Annotated in this window: 20 protein-coding genes; 1 reads left to right on the top strand and 19 read right to left on the bottom strand. The window is 34.1% G+C overall.

Features of this window, described 5'->3' with window-relative positions; genetic code table 11:
* On the bottom strand, window positions 1–621 hold the full coding sequence (locus tag LAU42_RS07050; RefSeq protein WP_224182922.1) for an NUDIX domain-containing protein: 621 nt from the start codon (window positions 619–621) through the stop codon (window positions 1–3).
* A 203-nt stretch (window positions 622–824) separates the two neighbouring features.
* On the opposite strand from LAU42_RS07050, the gene LAU42_RS07055 reads away from it, so the two are divergent.
* Entirely contained in the window at window positions 825–1556 is a 732-nt protein-coding gene (locus LAU42_RS07055; RefSeq protein WP_224182923.1) for an NAD-dependent protein deacylase, read from the top strand.
* A 261-nt stretch (window positions 1557–1817) separates the two neighbouring features.
* Here the strand turns inward: LAU42_RS07055 and LAU42_RS07060 are convergent, their stop codons facing one another.
* From LAU42_RS07060 to LAU42_RS07145, 18 genes are all read right to left on the bottom strand, one after another.
* The gene (locus LAU42_RS07060) at window positions 1818–2003 is read right to left on the bottom strand and encodes a helix-turn-helix domain-containing protein (RefSeq protein WP_224182924.1); all 186 of its coding nucleotides are present in this window, start codon (window positions 2001–2003) and stop codon (window positions 1818–1820) included.
* Window positions 2004–2427: 424 nt separating this feature from the next.
* Window positions 2428–3225: an SH3 domain-containing protein gene (locus tag LAU42_RS07065; protein ID WP_224182925.1), complete on the bottom strand. Its 798-nt coding sequence runs from the start codon at window positions 3223–3225 to the stop codon at window positions 2428–2430.
* A 4-nt stretch (window positions 3226–3229) separates the two neighbouring features.
* Window positions 3230–3478: a phage holin gene (locus LAU42_RS07070; protein WP_224182926.1), complete on the bottom strand. Its 249-nt coding sequence runs from the start codon at window positions 3476–3478 to the stop codon at window positions 3230–3232.
* A 51-nt stretch (window positions 3479–3529) separates the two neighbouring features.
* Entirely contained in the window at window positions 3530–3913 is a 384-nt protein-coding gene (locus LAU42_RS07075; RefSeq protein WP_224182927.1) for a hypothetical protein, read from the bottom strand.
* A gap of 417 nt (window positions 3914–4330) precedes the next feature.
* Complete coding sequence (locus tag LAU42_RS07080; RefSeq protein WP_224182928.1) at window positions 4331–4645, bottom strand: hypothetical protein; 315 nt, start codon at window positions 4643–4645, stop codon at window positions 4331–4333.
* Entirely contained in the window at window positions 4638–6524 is a 1887-nt protein-coding gene (locus LAU42_RS07085) for a phage tail protein (protein WP_224182929.1), read from the bottom strand. Before LAU42_RS07085 ends, LAU42_RS07080 begins: the two co-directional genes overlap by 8 nt.
* Window positions 6525–6533: 9 nt before the next feature.
* Window positions 6534–8282 carry a glycosyl hydrolase family 28-related protein gene (locus LAU42_RS07090; RefSeq protein ID WP_224182930.1) on the bottom strand — a complete coding sequence of 583 codons (1749 nt, stop codon included), beginning with the start codon at window positions 8280–8282 and terminating at the stop codon, window positions 6534–6536.
* Window positions 8283–8297: 15 nt separating this feature from the next.
* Complete coding sequence (locus LAU42_RS07095) at window positions 8298–9152, bottom strand: phage tail domain-containing protein (protein WP_224182931.1); 855 nt, start codon at window positions 9150–9152, stop codon at window positions 8298–8300.
* Between the two features lie 17 nt (window positions 9153–9169).
* Window positions 9170–13327, bottom strand: coding sequence for a peptidoglycan DD-metalloendopeptidase family protein (locus tag LAU42_RS07100; RefSeq protein WP_224182932.1), 4158 nt, complete (start codon window positions 13325–13327; stop codon window positions 9170–9172).
* 38 nt (window positions 13328–13365) lie between these two features.
* On the bottom strand, window positions 13366–13515 hold the full coding sequence (gene gpGT, locus LAU42_RS07105) for a phage tail assembly chaperone GT (RefSeq protein ID WP_224182933.1): 150 nt from the start codon (window positions 13513–13515) through the stop codon (window positions 13366–13368).
* Between the two features lie 32 nt (window positions 13516–13547).
* The gene (gene gpG / locus LAU42_RS07110) at window positions 13548–13886 is read right to left on the bottom strand and encodes a phage tail assembly chaperone G (RefSeq protein WP_224182934.1); all 339 of its coding nucleotides are present in this window, start codon (window positions 13884–13886) and stop codon (window positions 13548–13550) included.
* 25 nt (window positions 13887–13911) lie between these two features.
* Complete coding sequence (locus LAU42_RS07115; RefSeq protein ID WP_224182935.1) at window positions 13912–14106, bottom strand: hypothetical protein; 195 nt, start codon at window positions 14104–14106, stop codon at window positions 13912–13914.
* Window positions 14107–14181: 75 nt separating this feature from the next.
* Complete coding sequence (locus tag LAU42_RS07120) at window positions 14182–14796, bottom strand: major tail protein (protein ID WP_224182936.1); 615 nt, start codon at window positions 14794–14796, stop codon at window positions 14182–14184.
* 13 nt (window positions 14797–14809) lie between these two features.
* Complete coding sequence (locus LAU42_RS07125) at window positions 14810–15226, bottom strand: hypothetical protein (RefSeq protein WP_224182937.1); 417 nt, start codon at window positions 15224–15226, stop codon at window positions 14810–14812.
* On the bottom strand, window positions 15223–15618 hold the full coding sequence (locus LAU42_RS07130; RefSeq protein WP_224182938.1) for a hypothetical protein: 396 nt from the start codon (window positions 15616–15618) through the stop codon (window positions 15223–15225). Before LAU42_RS07130 ends, LAU42_RS07125 begins: the two co-directional genes overlap by 4 nt.
* Window positions 15608–15985 carry a hypothetical protein gene (locus LAU42_RS07135; RefSeq protein WP_224182939.1) on the bottom strand — a complete coding sequence of 126 codons (378 nt, stop codon included), beginning with the start codon at window positions 15983–15985 and terminating at the stop codon, window positions 15608–15610. The genes LAU42_RS07130 and LAU42_RS07135 overlap by 11 nt, the downstream gene beginning before the upstream one ends.
* Window positions 15939–16253 (bottom strand): phage gp6-like head-tail connector protein, encoded by a 315-nt coding sequence (locus LAU42_RS07140; RefSeq protein ID WP_224182940.1) that lies wholly within the window; start codon window positions 16251–16253, stop codon window positions 15939–15941. The genes LAU42_RS07135 and LAU42_RS07140 overlap by 47 nt, the downstream gene beginning before the upstream one ends.
* 8 nt (window positions 16254–16261) lie before the next feature.
* Complete coding sequence (locus LAU42_RS07145; protein WP_224182941.1) at window positions 16262–16423, bottom strand: hypothetical protein; 162 nt, start codon at window positions 16421–16423, stop codon at window positions 16262–16264.
* Between the last annotated feature and the right edge of the window lie 14 nt (window positions 16424–16437).

Below are 16437 nucleotides of genomic sequence, written 5' to 3' on the forward strand. Positions count from 1 at the left end.
TTAATGCCCTACATTATAAATCGCTTCAATAATCAATCTTGACCATGACTCATAATTAGTTTCCTGCATTAACACATGCTCTTTTTTCCAGTCAATTTTTAAAGTATCCGTTTCGTTTACGAAAATTTCTGAAGCATTCACTTTAAGTTTAAATACTAAACCGATATGCACACGACCTACTTCAGTATCATCATCATTAATAAATCCGATCAATTCGAGCGCATTTAATGATACATCAGTAATCCCTACTTCTTCTTCCAGTTCACGACTGGCATTCTCTAGTAATACATCTTCAATTTGTGCATTATCAATACGATTCATATGACCGCCAATTCCAATAGAAGATAATCCGTGCAGACGGTTTTCCCCGCCACCTGAAAGTCGTTCATAAACAAGTACTTCATTTTGTTCATTTTCTAATATACAGTATGAAATTAACTGCTTATAATGCTCATCTTCTTCCATGTCTCCGCGACGTTTCACTTCATATTTACTCAACGTTTCATATATTTCAAGCGCACGCTGATCTTCCATAGAGATAAAACCATTAAAATGGTTCTTCTCGTGACTAAATATCGTCTCGCGATCAACAACGATAATTTGTTCATCAAATTTATTCATACTATTTCTCCTCATAACTAATTTATAGATTACTTTGATTTTATCGAAATTAATCTATGCTTTCAATCGATTTAGAAATGACTTACAAAGCATGATTATAATCTAAATGTAATCTTTGTGCAAAGGCTATAAAACAATATTTTAATCACTTAACACATTCATGATAAAATATACGTATAAAATTAATAAAGGAGCATTGTAAAATGGAACAGATCAATACATTAGAAACCGCTATTAAAGAAAGTAGAAATATCGTTTTCTTTGGCGGTGCAGGCGTATCAACAGAAAGCGGTATTCCTGATTTCAGAAGCGCTAATGGTATCTTTATGCAGGAAACCGGCAATGAACATTCCCCGGAAGAAATCATCTCTATCGATTTTTTCAAACAATTCCCGAAACAATATTTCGACTTTCATTTTAATAAACTTGTATATCCGGATGCTCAGCCAAATATTGCGCATCACTTCATAACACAACTTGAGCAAATCGGAAAAAATGTAACTGTCGTCACACAAAACATTGATGGTCTGCATCAATTAGCCGGCAACAGTAACGTCCTTGAATTACATGGAAATGTTCAGACAAATTATTGCACGCACTGTCGCAAAGTTTATATGCTGGAAGAACTAAAACGCGATGATGACGCTATACCGAGATGTCCTATTGACAATCATATCGTGCGACCGGATATTGTAATGTATGGTGAGGCACTGGATCAGACTGTCATTACTGAAGCAATCAAAGCAATACAAAACGCTGACTTAATGATCGTTGCAGGAACGTCACTCGCTGTTTATCCAGCTTCAACATTTGTAGACTTTTTTAACGGCAAAACGCTATCTGTTATTAATAAAACGCCAATTCGTACGATACGAAATGACGCTTTAATATTTGAAGATACTATCGGAAATATACTGAAATCAATAAAACTATAAAAAAAAACGCATCTCAACTGAGATGCGTTTATTAGCGTCCTGGGAGGGAATATGAACACTATTTATATAGAAGAAACTAATACTATTTTCGCATAAAATCAATAAAAATTAATTCATTGCAACATATATAAACATAACTAAACATAACTAATTTGACACGTGTCTGACACGTATAAAGCACCTCATCATTTAATGATCAGGTGCTTCGTTTATTTAGTCTAATTTTTGATAATTCGATTATTTAGTAGTATTTTTTTGCACTTACACATTATCATTCATCTCATCATAAAATTTACATAGTTTTTCACAAGTATCTAAAGTCAGTCCGCCAACTTCACGCTGCCCTTTTCTCAGTTTTGTAATTACAGCTCGACTTACACCAGTTTTGTTTTCAATCTCAGTTCCTTTAATATCGCTTTGTAACAGTTTTTCTATTTTTTTTCTCATATAATTTCAAATGCAATCTCGTATTTTATTATGATAGTAAACTTAATAATTTAATGATAATAAAAGTTATTAATAACAAGCTTAAAATCGATGATGTTTGTTTTCTTGTCATTTTTAACACCTCCATATATAATGAGGTAAAGGTCCCCTTTCGGGGAAGCCTTTAGCCTTTGAGATAATCAAGCACTGCAATTACTACTGCCGACCAAGCGAGTAAAGTGTTTGTTTTATCTCTTTTTTCTTGTTCTCGCTCTTTCCTGCGAGAATTACGAGATTGCATTTGTATCACCTCCATGTATATAATATACCATTATTGTAGACAAAAGTCAACAAAATATACTTATAATTTATCTTATGATTTATTTTTCTGCAAATAAAAAAAGCCTCATACTCATTAATTTGAGTACAAGGCTTATAATATTACTTATTTAATTGTTCCCCAAAGAACACCGTCTTTATTAGCGTTATGAGTTCTGATAGGCATATATATCCTATTTCCGTTTTCAGTCCAAGCTATCCAAACGTGACCGTCTTGTACCATAACTTCATCATATTTACGTGATTGACCTTTCTTTAATACTCCAGCTTGCTTCATGTTACGAAACGGTCCTGTATAACGTGTTCGAATGTTATGCGATGCTGTAAAAGTAGCGCTCTCTTTTTTCCATCGAGTACCGTATTTATTCGTCTGCCATATTGTAACATTTGGCTTGACTACAGATTTTTTAGGAGACTTTTTAACAGCTCTATTTACTACGCTAGTAACTTTATTTTTGGCATATTTAGGACGAATAAACCACATTTGAGTTTCATACGAATGCACTCGTTTAGTCGCTACTTCCCAGCCACGACCTCCTTTTACGATACCATCAGTCCAGCCACCATTAAGCCAGTTTTGCTCAATAACAGTTATGTTATAGTAATCTGCAGAGATTACGACACCAGTATGACCCCAACCATTCCCGAAGTTACTGCCCCAAACGACAACATCTCCAGGTTGAGCGATAAAGTTAATACTATTTTTATAAACAGTTGCAACACCTTTCAAATTATTAGCAAATGGTATATCTTTCGCACCTGCACCAGCCAGTCTAAAGCCTGTTACATAATGAAAATATGCTGCAGAATAATCGAAACATTGAAAGCCATAATATCCATCGAAGTCGTACTGTTTACCAATCGAATTATTGAGCCAGTTAATCGCTTCTTTTTTAGTTCTCATGTAATTACCCCTTTATATCATTATCGAGTTCATTTTTAATTTCCTGTGCCTTTACTGCTTTCTTAGTAACGTTGTTATTTTTCCACCACGACCACAGATAAGCACCAATTGCGACAATTCCACTAATCACAGTAGTGATTAACCCTTCGTCTAACTCAATAGGCTGATAACCTCTCGCTGCGAGTAATAAGTTAATGATCGTGATAAGTCCTACTACTAATCTAACGATTGCTAAAGTTTTTTCATTTTGCATAATTTATTTCCCTCCATTAAAAAGAGACATACTCGAGTGAGTACGTCCCTGTTATTTAAAAAATATTTGCGAAAATCCTAATGCTGCACTACCAAAAGTCGTAATACTACCTATTACTGCAACGATAATAGTAGTATTTGCATTTGAACGTTTTTCAAGTACTTCGTCATGTGCTGTAACTTTACCTTCTACTTTATCTACTCTTCTCGTGATATCTGTTACATTTGAATTTAACTTTTTAAGTTCATTATCAATGCTTTCTACCATTTTACTTAACGGCTTTTGAGTTTCAATAAATGTAGTGAGAATCAATTTTAAATCAGCATAATTAGTATCATGTTTATCTTCTACTTCGTTTATTCTCTGATATATCTTATTCTTATCACGTTCTAATATGATATGAAGTTGTTCTACAGTCTTAGCGTTTTCTGGCATAGTCGATACCTCCGACAAAACCACAGATTCCTAAACAGGAAGTCTGTATCAGAAATAATACGGGTGTAAGCCAATTTAATGAATCTGCCATACTCACGACCGTTAAGAAGAAGTAGAATATCGCACTGCCTGTACACCCTATTAGAACGAATAGAGAAAAATTTACAGACACAAGTCGCTTAGGTATAGCGTAACTTGCGAAAAGAATTATAGTCCCGAAAAGAAGTAATATGCACCCCCAAATCCACAGTGGTGCTACCTCGTTCAACTTCGAATAAAACGGACTGTCATTTATCGCATGCTTACTCTCAATGATCCAAAAAACTGCTCTCGCATCTATCATCAGCCCGAAAGCCAATAATAGAATACTCGATATGCGTTCTGATAAACTTAATGAATTATTCATAGATTCACTCCTTATTTACTTTCTAATTCAGCTAATCTTTTAAGTAGTTCTTCTTTTTCTAACTCTATTTTAGATTTTTCTGGAGCACTAACACTCATACCTTCTTTCTCGACTAAGTCTCCATCAACGAATTTAATTTTATCAATTTGATCAATCAGATATTCATCCACAATAAAAACCGTTCCAGGTTCATTAACTGTAAATGCAATTCCATATGCGAACGATTCTATATTTCCATTATCATCAACCTTTTTAATAAAAAGTTTAGTTCTTCCAGTTATCGCAACGCCGATTTCGTCATTGAGATTATCATATTTATTAATCAATCCATTCACCTCTATTCAATCTAAATATACCTTTCTTTTCACTCTCATTTACTAACTTGATTTTCACGTACCAGTCAAACCTTGAATAATCAACTACTTTTCCAAAATGCTGCTTCATATCTAACATAAACCTGAAACTATATTCGTTATAGCTATCAATATTTGTTATTTTTTCTCGTTGGACAAAATATGGTTCTGGATCATTTGCGCCAAAAGGAACAATCGCTATATCAAGATAGTTATATTCGCTTAAATCTGTAGTTGCATACCTGCATGAACCAGTGAGTTCTAGAAAATTGCCTCTATATCTATCTCTAATAACATATACAGATTCATAAGAGGTACTACCTGTGTAAACATTCATTCCATCGAACGAAGTATTAAATACTTGTATGTTCGCCATTAACTCATTCCGCATTTTTCCGTCTATTATCAATTCACGTCCATCGTATCCTGTTAAAGAAAATGCACCTTTATTAACGTGTACGCCACTAGGACTGATTTCGACATATTTATTTAAATCATCATAACTTACTGTTTTCAACATGTCTCCATCAATCCAAAAGTGACCTTCAGTACCTTGTACTTTAACGAGATTAGTATTTAATACGCCTGTATTAATTACATCAGCAACGATACCAGCACCAGTTATAGCAGTCTTATATGTTTTTCCTCCGTCTTCACTAATACCCATACCGTTATGCCTAATTTTAATCATCAACAGTGGATTGTTTTCGTCAATACCGATTACACCAGTAGGCAAATATTGAAAATATGATTTAGCTTCATTCAACAGATTTGTATAGTACATCACTGCGCCTGGTAAAACTGACTTAGGAAGTTTTCTATTGCCTTTCAAAGACGCAGTAAATTCATATAAAGCACTTCTTTGTTGAGCCTTATACGCTCTTGTTATCGCTTCATTTCCAACTGTATATTTTGCATCTATCAGTTCACCCTCTACATCGAAAATCTCTTCTATTTCGTTGATGCGAAGTTGTAGTTTAACTTTAAGTTTGTTACTAACACACCAAACGAAATCTCCTTCATTTATTTCAGAAGTCGTATAACCATGATGCTTTAAATCTACAACGTCAAAACTATTTGATATTTCATAGCTGTTCTCTACTTGTTTTTGACAAGCTTTACGAATGCTTTCTTTATCAGTAAATCTCTCATCTTCAATAGGCGGACCATCTATCTTACCGTAAATTTTAGCAAGAGGACTTAGATATTCAGATTCAGCCATATATGTACCGTCTTCATTTTGTTTACCAAATCCCCTACAATACGTGTGAAATCCACTTGAACTTATATCAATATTAAAATTACTCATGTTTAAATCTTCATGAAATACTTTATCTAACTCTCTGCCTACTTGATTATAGAGATAGACAGTTGAACTATCAGAAGAAACAACTTGTTCAGCATTGTAATACTTTAAACCTAAATTATGTCTTTCTTGCACCGTTTGACCTTTCGACAAATCAACAGATGTAGCATAGAAGTTATCAACTAGATTACATACTTTATTTGTACCACGATAAAGATTGTCGAAATACTCTACAGCAGTAAATGACTTTTTGGGCTCGTCATACTTTCTAACATCTGTATTATCAACAAAGAATTTTTTCACTGCTGTAATATCAACAGTGATGTTATTTCCATCGTCAGCATGTTTTTTAGGATCAATAACAACATAATCCTCGTTTTTAAATCGTATTAACCATCTGAAATCAATGTCAAAAATAAATGCATCATTTATTTTTGACGATAAAAAAGAGAGCGATATTTCACGCTCTCCGTTCAATCTTCTTGTTCTTTTTACTTCTGCATAACCAACGTATTGATTACCTTTTAAATCTGTAATTAAAAGCAATTACAACACCTACTTTGCAAATATTTCAATATTTACTTCTCTGATATAATATTCATCACCTATAACGCTATTAGGTAAAGATATGATGGGTCTAGGTTCAAATAAGTTATTACTTGCGTCTCTTGTCGGAATTTTAGCACAGTATACTTTACGTCTCCATCCTGGACGACTATCATAATACGCGATGTTCGACCATGTAGACTCCGAAATACCGCTTAACTGTAGTTGTACAGTTTTATTTTGCGGCGCTTTATACTCAATTTCTAATTTAACTATCGCCTCTTTCGAATTATAAGGTAATGTCTGCATGCCTAAACTACGATATTTATTATAGTTAGCTGTTGTTAGAGATGGATTTGTTAAATTATCTTTAACAGTAAATTTATGACCTAAAACGCCATCGTAAGCGACAATATTACCGTAAGTTAAACTATTGTGTGTCCAAAATGATGTGTCAGCTAAATCAGGTAAATCAAATCTTCTAGAATGCCCGAAAGCACCTGTTAAATTAACATATCCTCCACCTGAAATAATTTGACTATCAGAACCCATTTTTATAAATGCACTCGATACATAACTTGCCCCTTCGTCAACGAATACAGATGAATTTTCAGTATATCCACCAGTTACTTTCACTGTACTATTACCTTTGATTATCATTCCATACTTCATATAGTCACGACTATCGGCAGTTCCTAACAATTCGAATGTACAGTTAACAAAGTTAGTTGATTGATAACTATCTTTATCACTACTATCAATGTAGATTCGTCCTGTTTTCCCTGTCAAACTATCTCTAAAGTCACATTGCAAGAAATTTAAGTCAGTAGTATAACCTTTTTGAATTACATTGTAAGTATTTTGCCTAAATTTAACTTGATTGAAGAAACGATATGCACCACTCCAAGCATCGCCTATACGAGTAAAACTTACATAACCAACATCAAAGTTCTCAACGATCATATTACCAAATACACCTGCTGCACCACTTCCGAAATTGAACGCTGCATAACCAAATACATTATTAGCAATATCTATGTTTCCAGACTTATTACCTGTTAAACGAATGTTGTTGAAATCACAGTATTCTGCAGTATTCGTAAAATAGAACGCACTACAGTTTTCAAAAATGAATTGTGGTGCTTGATTATAGTTTGAGTTGTTACCGCTTGAAACTCCGAATATATTGACTGGTGCGTCAATAGTAATCATTGAAGTTATTTTATATTTTCCTGTTGGCACGTATATTGCATGTCCTGCAAACTGTCCGCCCTTTTTACAAGCGTTTATTGCATCCTTTAAAGCTTGAGTATCGTCAGTTACACCGTCCCCGACTGCACCGAATTCTTTAATATTAATAAATCCTGAAGTACGTTCGTCTACTTTACTAACATTTTCTTTTACAGTAACGACTGCTTGTTTAATAGGTTCCAATCCATCAAAATTTATGTTTGACTGTTTAACCCACTGTGTTCCGTCGAATACATAAACAGAGTTTTCATCAAGCACCCCACGCAATTCTTTTAATTCTGCATCTTGTGGCAAATCACTAAAAGTAGCAACTGCATCTTTCGGTTTGAATTCATTATTTTGTAGCCATTCTTCAAATGCAACACTCGATAATATTTCAACACCCTTACTCGCTATCATGTTTCTGATGACATCCCAATTGTTATTTTCAGAGTTATAATAATCAGAGTCTAACTTCGCATCAGTGTTTACAATCCAATTTTTAAATCTATCTTCATAAGTTGTCATGTTTATCCCTCTTTTTTAGTCATATTTAAATCTGAAATCTAATTCTATTTTTAAATTCGGACTGCACTTATATTTGTTCCATCCTTTAACGATTTCAAGCCATTCTATATTTGTACGATTCAATATATTTAAGTCATCCTTTTTAATATGAGGACCATTAATCGTGATTACATCTCCAGCCTTTAGATACCATTCAGATAATTGTTCAGGATTATATATAAATTCATTCCAATTATTATCTCTTATGAAAAATGTCGTTAATGGTGTTAATGCAGTAATTTTTATAATACAGTCTTGATATTCCTGTATCGTTTTTAAAGTCACATCTCCAGCATTCCAAAAACGTATATCAGTTGTATTTTCAAAAAGATATTTGTGCGTCGCTTCATCTTGTATGAGTCCCATACCTACATCCCATTTATCCTGCTTTAGATCAACACCATTATAGTGTATATCCATAGTCTTATATTGAGATATCTTATAAGGACTTCCGACTACATCTAATTCTATATTAAAATCAGACCATGTAAGAAGATTTGAAGGACGTTCTAAATCATATTTACCAGATACTCTTACCTTTAATAATTTATGTGGCATCATAGATTTTGAAACATAAAATACATCTAAATTGCGAAAGAATGAATATATTTCATCAACTTTTAAGTGGAAGTCTTTAGAATCTCTTGATTGTAAAAGCATATGAATAGAGGCACTACGCGAAGCATCACGAGTACCTCCATCAATATTACCTGGTAATCCAGGTAAAGTTTTATAGTGTGTTTCTTTCTCTATAGAAGAGACTAATAAATCTAAACTTTTAACGCCGTAACCTAGTTTGTCTTGAGGTAACTTAATTTCATTGAAATTCAAATCAAATATTTTAAACATTATAATGCACCTGCAATTCCATCAAATATTGATTGCTTCTTTGTTTGTTTACTATCATATTTGTCATAAGCACGTCCAATATCATCAGTAGATAATATTGGCTTAGCTTCAATACCTGTTAACTTTTGAAGCATTTCCATCAAGATACCATTCTGCTGAAGTACTGCATTTAACAATTCATCATTAGATGAATTAGGCATATTTAACTGATTAGGTCGTTTATTACCTATCGTTGCATTTCCTTGTATTTGATTTGCTGCCATAGCAATCATCTGCATTGCTTCACTTCGACGAGATGGGTCTGTTGGAATTACCCATTCAGGATAACCACCTTCAGCAATGTTATACCAACCGCTTCTTTTAATAAGGCCACCAGTTGCAAATCGTCTAGAACCTGTTGGTCCCCATCCACTACTTCCGCCTGGATTATCTCTTCTCCAATTTGAGTTATTGAAGAATGCTAACAGTTGGTCGTAACCACTTCTAATATTGGTATGTCCTTTAACTGCATACGCTCTAAACGTCTGTGGAATGTACTGTAATAACCCTTGTGCAGGATTACCACTTGCAGTATTCACATCCCATACTGCAGAAGATTGAACAATATTTTGATTACCACTTGATTCTCTCATGATTTGAGCCATGATTGAATTTACGTCTGCATTACTAACTGATACTTTCATCTGTTTAGCTGCTCTTCTAATCTCAGAAGACCAGTCTTTACCCATCGTATTTTTACCGTTTTTGACTACTCCAGAATAAAACTTCTCTGGATCTACTGTATTTGTATTCGTTATTGAATCTGTTGGACCTTTTTCAACTTGAACATGTAAGTGTGGTCCAGTTGTCCAAGCACCACTATTACCCGTCTTAGCAAATGCATCACCTTGATTAACTCTACCTGTCTTTAATACTTCAGATAAGTGTAGGAAGAATTGAGCGAACTTGCCACTTACTAATTTAGCGACTAACCCACCGCCATGGTTATGTTGTCGCGTTACAGTACCGCTTGTTGGTGCTTTTAATACTGTTCCAACTGGTGTTGCGTAGTCAATACCATAGTGTCGTCCACCGTTGAATGAAGATGGATAACCTGGTACAGCACCATTCGGACTATATGGTGTAGTTTTAGGGAATTTCATGAACGAAGAGGCATCTCCACCATTTCCGCCATCATCTAGCCATGTAGTGAATAATGCTTTTACACTTGATTTTAATTTTTTATACATACCGTTAATCATTCCGCTCAATATATCGCCTTTAGCAAAACTAAAGTCTACACCAAATGACTTAAGTACTTTATCTACTAACTTTCCAGGATTAGAAACGTAATCATATACATCTCCAATCGCATCAAGTGCCTGTTTACCGATATTTTTAGCACCTTTAATCGTTTTACCAGCAACATCTTTTGTAACATCGACACCAGTAGTAAAACCTTTACCTACTGCATCTCCAAGTTGGCTATACCATGGCTTACCTGTACCTTTTGCAAAACGTGGCGCATTTAAGAAGTTATAAGTGTCTTGACCATTTATAACCTGTGAGCCTTTAGGTAAGAATGTTTTTGTATCACGATTAGGTGTAAGTACTGTTTTCCCGTTTGGATAACGTATCATTTCATGTCTAAAGCCACCAGGACCGTTGCCACGTCCTTTATCTCCAACAGTCGCAAATGTATCACGTGTAAGTTTACCGTTTCTTGTGAGTGATCCTGTACCTGTGCTTAACTTGATTTCAGGTATCTTATCCATTCCGAGTTTAGCACCAACCCAGTTAACGCCACCGATTAACTTATTAAGTCCTCCTTTAACACCTTTAGTCATTCCACCGATATGACTCTTAACAGTATCTATATGACCTTTAATACCTTTACCCATCGATTTAAAAATACCAGTAACTTTATTTTTCATGGCCTCAGCTTTTCCGATGGTACTGTTTTTCATTCCATTCCATAAACCATCCATAGAATTCTTTAATTTTGTCATTGAATTCTTACCAGTATTATATATATTAGTGAAACGTTGCTTTGTACCATTATATATTCCAGTTAATGTATTTGTGAAAATATTCTTAATATTTGACCATGTATTAGATAAATTATTTTTCAAGGAAGTAAAAATATTTTTTCCAAAACTGAATATTTTATTGAAAGAATTTTTGGAGGTATTCCATATGAATGATAGCGAGACTTTAAAAATGTTTTTTACACCATTCCAAATCCCACTAAATAAAGACTTAAACAGTCCTCCGAATACTCGTACAGTACCAAGAATTTTCCCAACAAACCATAGATTTATTAAATTCCAAACTAACTGAATAGCACCTTTTGCAACTTGCTTAATTCCTTGCCATAAACCTTTCCAGTTACCTGTAAATAAGCTAGAAAAGATTTTAACAATTCCGAGAATAATATTGAGCGCTCCTTGAATAACTCCCTTAATATTATTCCAAGTTGAAATAATAATCGTTTTTACAAGGCCCCAAACAACTTTCATAAGTGGTAATATCAAAGTATTGAAAACAAAACTCATAACTTTGAAAATATTGTTCAAAGCGTTCATTATCTCAGTGCCATTTTGTTGCCAAAAAGTACGTATCTGATTTCCGATTGACATAATGAATATTTTTACTGCATTAAAGCCTGTCATCAGAATATTTTTAATACTTTTGACAACACCATCTACTACATTTCTAAATGTTTCAGACTTTTTATATGCTGTTACAAATGCGAATCCAAGAGCAGTTATTATTGCTATAGTAATACCTATTGGGCCTGTTAAAACACCTAAAAGCGTTCTTAATATAGCAAATTTACTTGTTAAAAATGCAAGTGGCCCTCCTGCTTGTGCTATTGCTGGTCCTAAAGGAGACAATAATTGCATTATAGAACCTAACGATCCTGCTAATATCCCTGCACCTGTAATAATAGGTCCTAAAGCAGCTAAAAACACACCGAATCCAATTACAGCTTTCTGAGCGCCATCACCTAAACCTGAAAACCAGGTTGATGCTCCTTTTACTGCTCCGCTCATACTTTTTAATATCTCTACTGCTGAAGGTAAAATCGGTTTTCCTATTTCTGCTAAAAAGTCTTTAAATGCAGTCTTAACATTACTTGTTTGAGTTGCTAAAGTATCAGATTCTCGTGACGCTTGACCTAACGCTCCAGATAATTTGTTACCATCTTCAACCATTTGCAATAATGTCAGTTGTTTTTGTTGTTCACTTAAATCAGCAAATGATTTACCATACAATTCATTAGCTTTAGCATTTCTTGTTGTCTCAGTTGACGATATACCTAGTGCAGAGTCGTTTTCATAGTTTTGTTTTAGATATGATTGTAATGAGTCTGTTACTTCTTCAATTGATTTGTCATAGAATGCAGCACTATCAGCAGCTGCCATTGTCGCTCTAGTAGTTAAATCTAGTGCATCTTCTGTATCTGCTCCTGTTGTTTTAGCAAATGCAGCCATTTGAGTAAATGAACCTCTTAGCGCGTTTGGTAATAATCCTGTTTTCTTACCTATTTCATCCAAAGAACCTTTTGCTTGCGCTTCGAGGTCTCCGAATACCTGACTAAACTGAGCGCCTGCAGCTTCATAATCTCCTGCTGCTTTTAATGCGCCTACGCCTACACCAGTTAAAGGTACAGTTAAGCCCATCGTTAAATTTTGACCGACACCGCGCATTTTATCTCCAACAGATGAAACCCTATTTCCTATGTTGTCTAATTGATTCCCTAAAATAGTCCATTTGCTTGAAGCAATCTCTTGTTCTCTTGTAAAATCTTTAAATTCTTGTGATGTGCTTTCGAGTTGATGCTCTAACATATTTAAATAATCAACTTGTTTGTTGTATTCTTGTCTAATTTTCGATGCTTCAGCAGTATGTGACTTGCCTGCTTGTGTTAATTCATCTAATTTTGACTTTAATCCACCAACGTTTTTTTGTTGACCCTTAATAGTACTTCCTAAATCATCAATTGCTTGTTCATAACTCTCTACACTTTTCTCTGTATACTTAAAATTATTTAAATTTGTCTTCAACGAGCCATTTAAATCTCTAAATGAACGCTTTATTGCACCTAATGATCTAGATATGCCTGTATCATCTAAATCTAAACCAATACTTAAACCTCTAATACGTTCTGCCATTTACTCACCTACCTTCGTTTTGACAAATAAAAAAGCCATTAACCGCCAAATGCTGCGATTAATGACTCTGTCTTTTTAGGTTTGTTCTTTTCTTCTACAATTTCCATGAAGAAAGAAAATGGCATGTCCAGTATTTCGTTTATATCTTTACCTGATTCGCTCATCATTTCATAAATCAACTTTTTCATATTTACCTTATGCTGAGCGTACGTTATACCTTCTATACCATTTTCGCTAGTTCCTTTTTTCTTTTTTCATCCATATGACCTTCAGCGATAAAAGCGATTTGACTCTGTAATTCTTGTACAGCATCTGGTGCATGCAATCCGTTCATTAACTGTTCTTTAGTGAATTGTTTGTTGTAAATATCTACAACCATATCAAACATCATATCGAATGCTTGTTTCTCACTTAATTTGTCGTTATTTTGCAGTTCATCCATAAGATCTACAGCTTCATACATTTTTTTAAACGGAATAAATGTTGGTGTTAAAAATGTGTCGAATACTGGTTTGTCATCTTTCATTTCTTTTACTAATTTAATAAAGTTTCTTTTCATGTTTATATACCTACCTTTTTATATTTTATAAATTAAATGTTTCTTTTAATGTTTTCTTAAAATCATCTGCGCTTGTATCAACGTTATTGATCACTGCATAAGCATTCACTAAACTATCTAAGTTATCTCGTTCTAGCACTGCGCCTTTGTGCTGCACTAAGATACTCGCATTGTTATAAATGCCTTCGAGCAACTTCTTATTTACTTTCTCTTTATCCATATATATGTCTCCTTAATTTTGCAAAATTATCAATCAAAAGATTGAAGGTACTCAAATTAATGAGTACCTAGTGTGTTATGCTCCTGGTAAAGTCTCTGTTTCAGTTGGATATGAAGTTCCAAAAATAGCTGTAAAAATTGCATCTCGTTGTGTTGTTGAACCTTTTTCATCTTTACCGAAAATAACAGATTTTTCTTCTGTAAATCCTGTAACTTTACGGTCCATAAATTCAGCTTTCATGTTGTCGCTTGAGAATTCTACGCCATCTTCTTTAGTTTTAGCGCTTTGTTCTGGCTTAGTGAACTTACCTTTAGGAAGTCCTACCCACTCTTTTGAGCCGTCTTCATGTGTTTTAGCAAATACTGCCCCAACATAAGGTGGATTATCCGTGTTACCGAAAGCGTAAAGCCCTGCTTCGTTCTTTTCTAAACCAAATAAAACGATCTTATCTTCTACAGGCAACTTATGGAATTGTGATTCAACTTCAACCGGTCCATTAGATGTCGCCATTTCAGCTACCTTGTTATCTCCATATGCTTTTTCGATAGATTGCTCTTGTGACACAGTGATTTCCTGTAAAAACTTAATACGTTCTGGTGCAGTACCAACGATTTTCGTTTCATCATTAGTATCTAATACACCATAGTAAAACTCATCAATACCAGTTGTTGCATGGTAATTTTTAGCCATATATTAATTCCTCCTAATTGTTCATTAAATTTTTTCGATAAAAAATACCCTCGTACCTTTTAGCACGACGGTATATTTTCAAATCCTTATCATATTCAGGTTGTGAATTTGATACGTTTTCCATATCTAATTGCTCTTTGATTAGTCTTGAAATGTAATAACTTAGATCCTTACAGACTTCTCTCGCATTGTAACTCGTTGAAAGTGGCGCATACACGTCTACCTGAATGAGATAGCTTAATGCGAGATTATCATTATCTGCATATTCTCTAGGTAATGTATCATCCACTTCACTCATTACAATGTAGGGCTTCGTCTGTTGTGATGGTTCTGGATAGTTATCAATCTTAATGCTTTTGTTGTCGACTAAAGATTTAACGTAAGTATCTGCAGACAGTAATATATATAATTCCATTAATATATCTCTCATCGAACATACCTGCTTATCTCTTTATTTAATACATCGTAGTATTCATTTTGTGCTGCACGTAATGCTCTTTCTACAGCACCTTTACCTTTTGGGTTAGGATTCTTAATAGTACCGAATTCATTCAAGTGAATAATTCTGAAACGATTATGAGGACCGCGCCAATGAATTTTGATAGTGCGTTTACCATTTAACCACATCGGATTACTTGCAGTGATTTCATCACGTGAATAACCTGTATCAGCGAATTCATCAAAGTTATCTCTTAAATACTTGATGAATACTTTAGATCCAGCTATCAAAGCCTTATCAATCCATCGTGTAGTATGCGCCCTGCCAAATTTTGAATTTAATTGTGACTCGAGTTCAGACAGTCCATTTACTTTAACCGGCATATGCTACACCTACAATCTTCATAAGCTCGTTTGATTCTCCTGTTAGTGAGAAGTGTTCAATGTTAAACTTGATACCTTCATACATCTCATCTAAAATTTCAAACACATCAGAACTATCTACTTGATAATCCTTACGTGGATTCCTGAAATTTAAGCTAATAATATGTTTTGAGTCAGTACCTTTTAAACGTTCTAAATCTTTAATACTCGATTCATATACGTCTGCTAACGTCATAAACACTTCTTTTTCACTCACAGTTGGGTACGGTCCATCATCTGTTACAGTACGATAAAACTTAACCGGTACATTTAAGTCTCCGTTAGATACTTTCGGACGGTTGTATTTCTGGAACATAATCTTTGTCATAATCAACCTCCTCCAAATTATCTAAAGCAAATGAAGTAATACGATGTAAAAAATTATCATCGAAGTACTCTAGTGCATCATTATAAGCGTATCTTGTACGCTCATAAACAAGTGAAGCACCTTGAGTATTAGTCATATCGAAAGGTTTGCATTTATTAACGATATCGTTATACGACTCTTCTAATAAAAATTTGATATGTTTATCTTCGAATGAGTGAAATATCTTTAATCGACCTTTCATTATCGCTACATGTTCATCAGTAATCATTCAATCACCTACTTCTTATCATCAACGCGAACTAAAGCAGTACCATGACCTTTTAACTTTTCGTTAATTTCATCAGCACGTTTTACAGTGCGGTCTACTTCTTCGCCCTTTTTTAATACTTTGTTTTCTTCTAAATCTTTAAAATCAAAACCAACTTTGAATTTCACCATCCTATTCACCACCT

It is taken from the genome of Macrococcus armenti (genome assembly GCF_020097135.1).
In the GTDB taxonomy this organism is placed as follows: Bacteria; Bacillota; Bacilli; order Staphylococcales; family Staphylococcaceae; genus Macrococcoides; species Macrococcoides armenti.

Bases quoted from the DNA above. Each gene is read 5' to 3' on its own strand.
- LAU42_RS07050 (WP_224182922.1), bottom strand. From the start codon at position 621: ATGAATAAATTTGATGAACAAATTATCGTTGTTGATCGCGAGACGATA.
- LAU42_RS07055 (WP_224182923.1), top strand. From the start codon at position 825: ATGGAACAGATCAATACATTAGAAACCGCTATTAAAGAAAGTAGAAAT.
- LAU42_RS07060 (WP_224182924.1), bottom strand. From the start codon at position 2,003: ATGAGAAAAAAAATAGAAAAACTGTTACAAAGCGATATTAAAGGAACT.
- LAU42_RS07065 (WP_224182925.1), bottom strand. From the start codon at position 3,225: ATGAGAACTAAAAAAGAAGCGATTAACTGGCTCAATAATTCGATTGGT.
- LAU42_RS07070 (WP_224182926.1), bottom strand. From the start codon at position 3,478: ATGCAAAATGAAAAAACTTTAGCAATCGTTAGATTAGTAGTAGGACTT.
- LAU42_RS07075 (WP_224182927.1), bottom strand. From the start codon at position 3,913: ATGCCAGAAAACGCTAAGACTGTAGAACAACTTCATATCATATTAGAA.
- LAU42_RS07090 (WP_224182930.1), bottom strand. From the start codon at position 8,282: ATGACAACTTATGAAGATAGATTTAAAAATTGGATTGTAAACACTGAT.
- LAU42_RS07100 (WP_224182932.1), bottom strand. From the start codon at position 13,327: ATGGCAGAACGTATTAGAGGTTTAAGTATTGGTTTAGATTTAGATGAT.
- gpGT (WP_224182933.1), bottom strand. From the start codon at position 13,515: ATGAAAAAGTTGATTTATGAAATGATGAGCGAATCAGGTAAAGATATA.
- gpG (WP_224182934.1), bottom strand. From the start codon at position 13,886: ATGAAAAGAAACTTTATTAAATTAGTAAAAGAAATGAAAGATGACAAA.
- LAU42_RS07115 (WP_224182935.1), bottom strand. From the start codon at position 14,106: ATGGATAAAGAGAAAGTAAATAAGAAGTTGCTCGAAGGCATTTATAAC.
- LAU42_RS07120 (WP_224182936.1), bottom strand. From the start codon at position 14,796: ATGGCTAAAAATTACCATGCAACAACTGGTATTGATGAGTTTTACTAT.
- LAU42_RS07125 (WP_224182937.1), bottom strand. From the start codon at position 15,226: ATGAGAGATATATTAATGGAATTATATATATTACTGTCTGCAGATACT.
- LAU42_RS07130 (WP_224182938.1), bottom strand. From the start codon at position 15,618: ATGCCGGTTAAAGTAAATGGACTGTCTGAACTCGAGTCACAATTAAAT.
- LAU42_RS07135 (WP_224182939.1), bottom strand. From the start codon at position 15,985: ATGACAAAGATTATGTTCCAGAAATACAACCGTCCGAAAGTATCTAAC.
- LAU42_RS07140 (WP_224182940.1), bottom strand. From the start codon at position 16,253: ATGATTACTGATGAACATGTAGCGATAATGAAAGGTCGATTAAAGATA.
- LAU42_RS07145 (WP_224182941.1), bottom strand. From the start codon at position 16,423: ATGGTGAAATTCAAAGTTGGTTTTGATTTTAAAGATTTAGAAGAAAAC.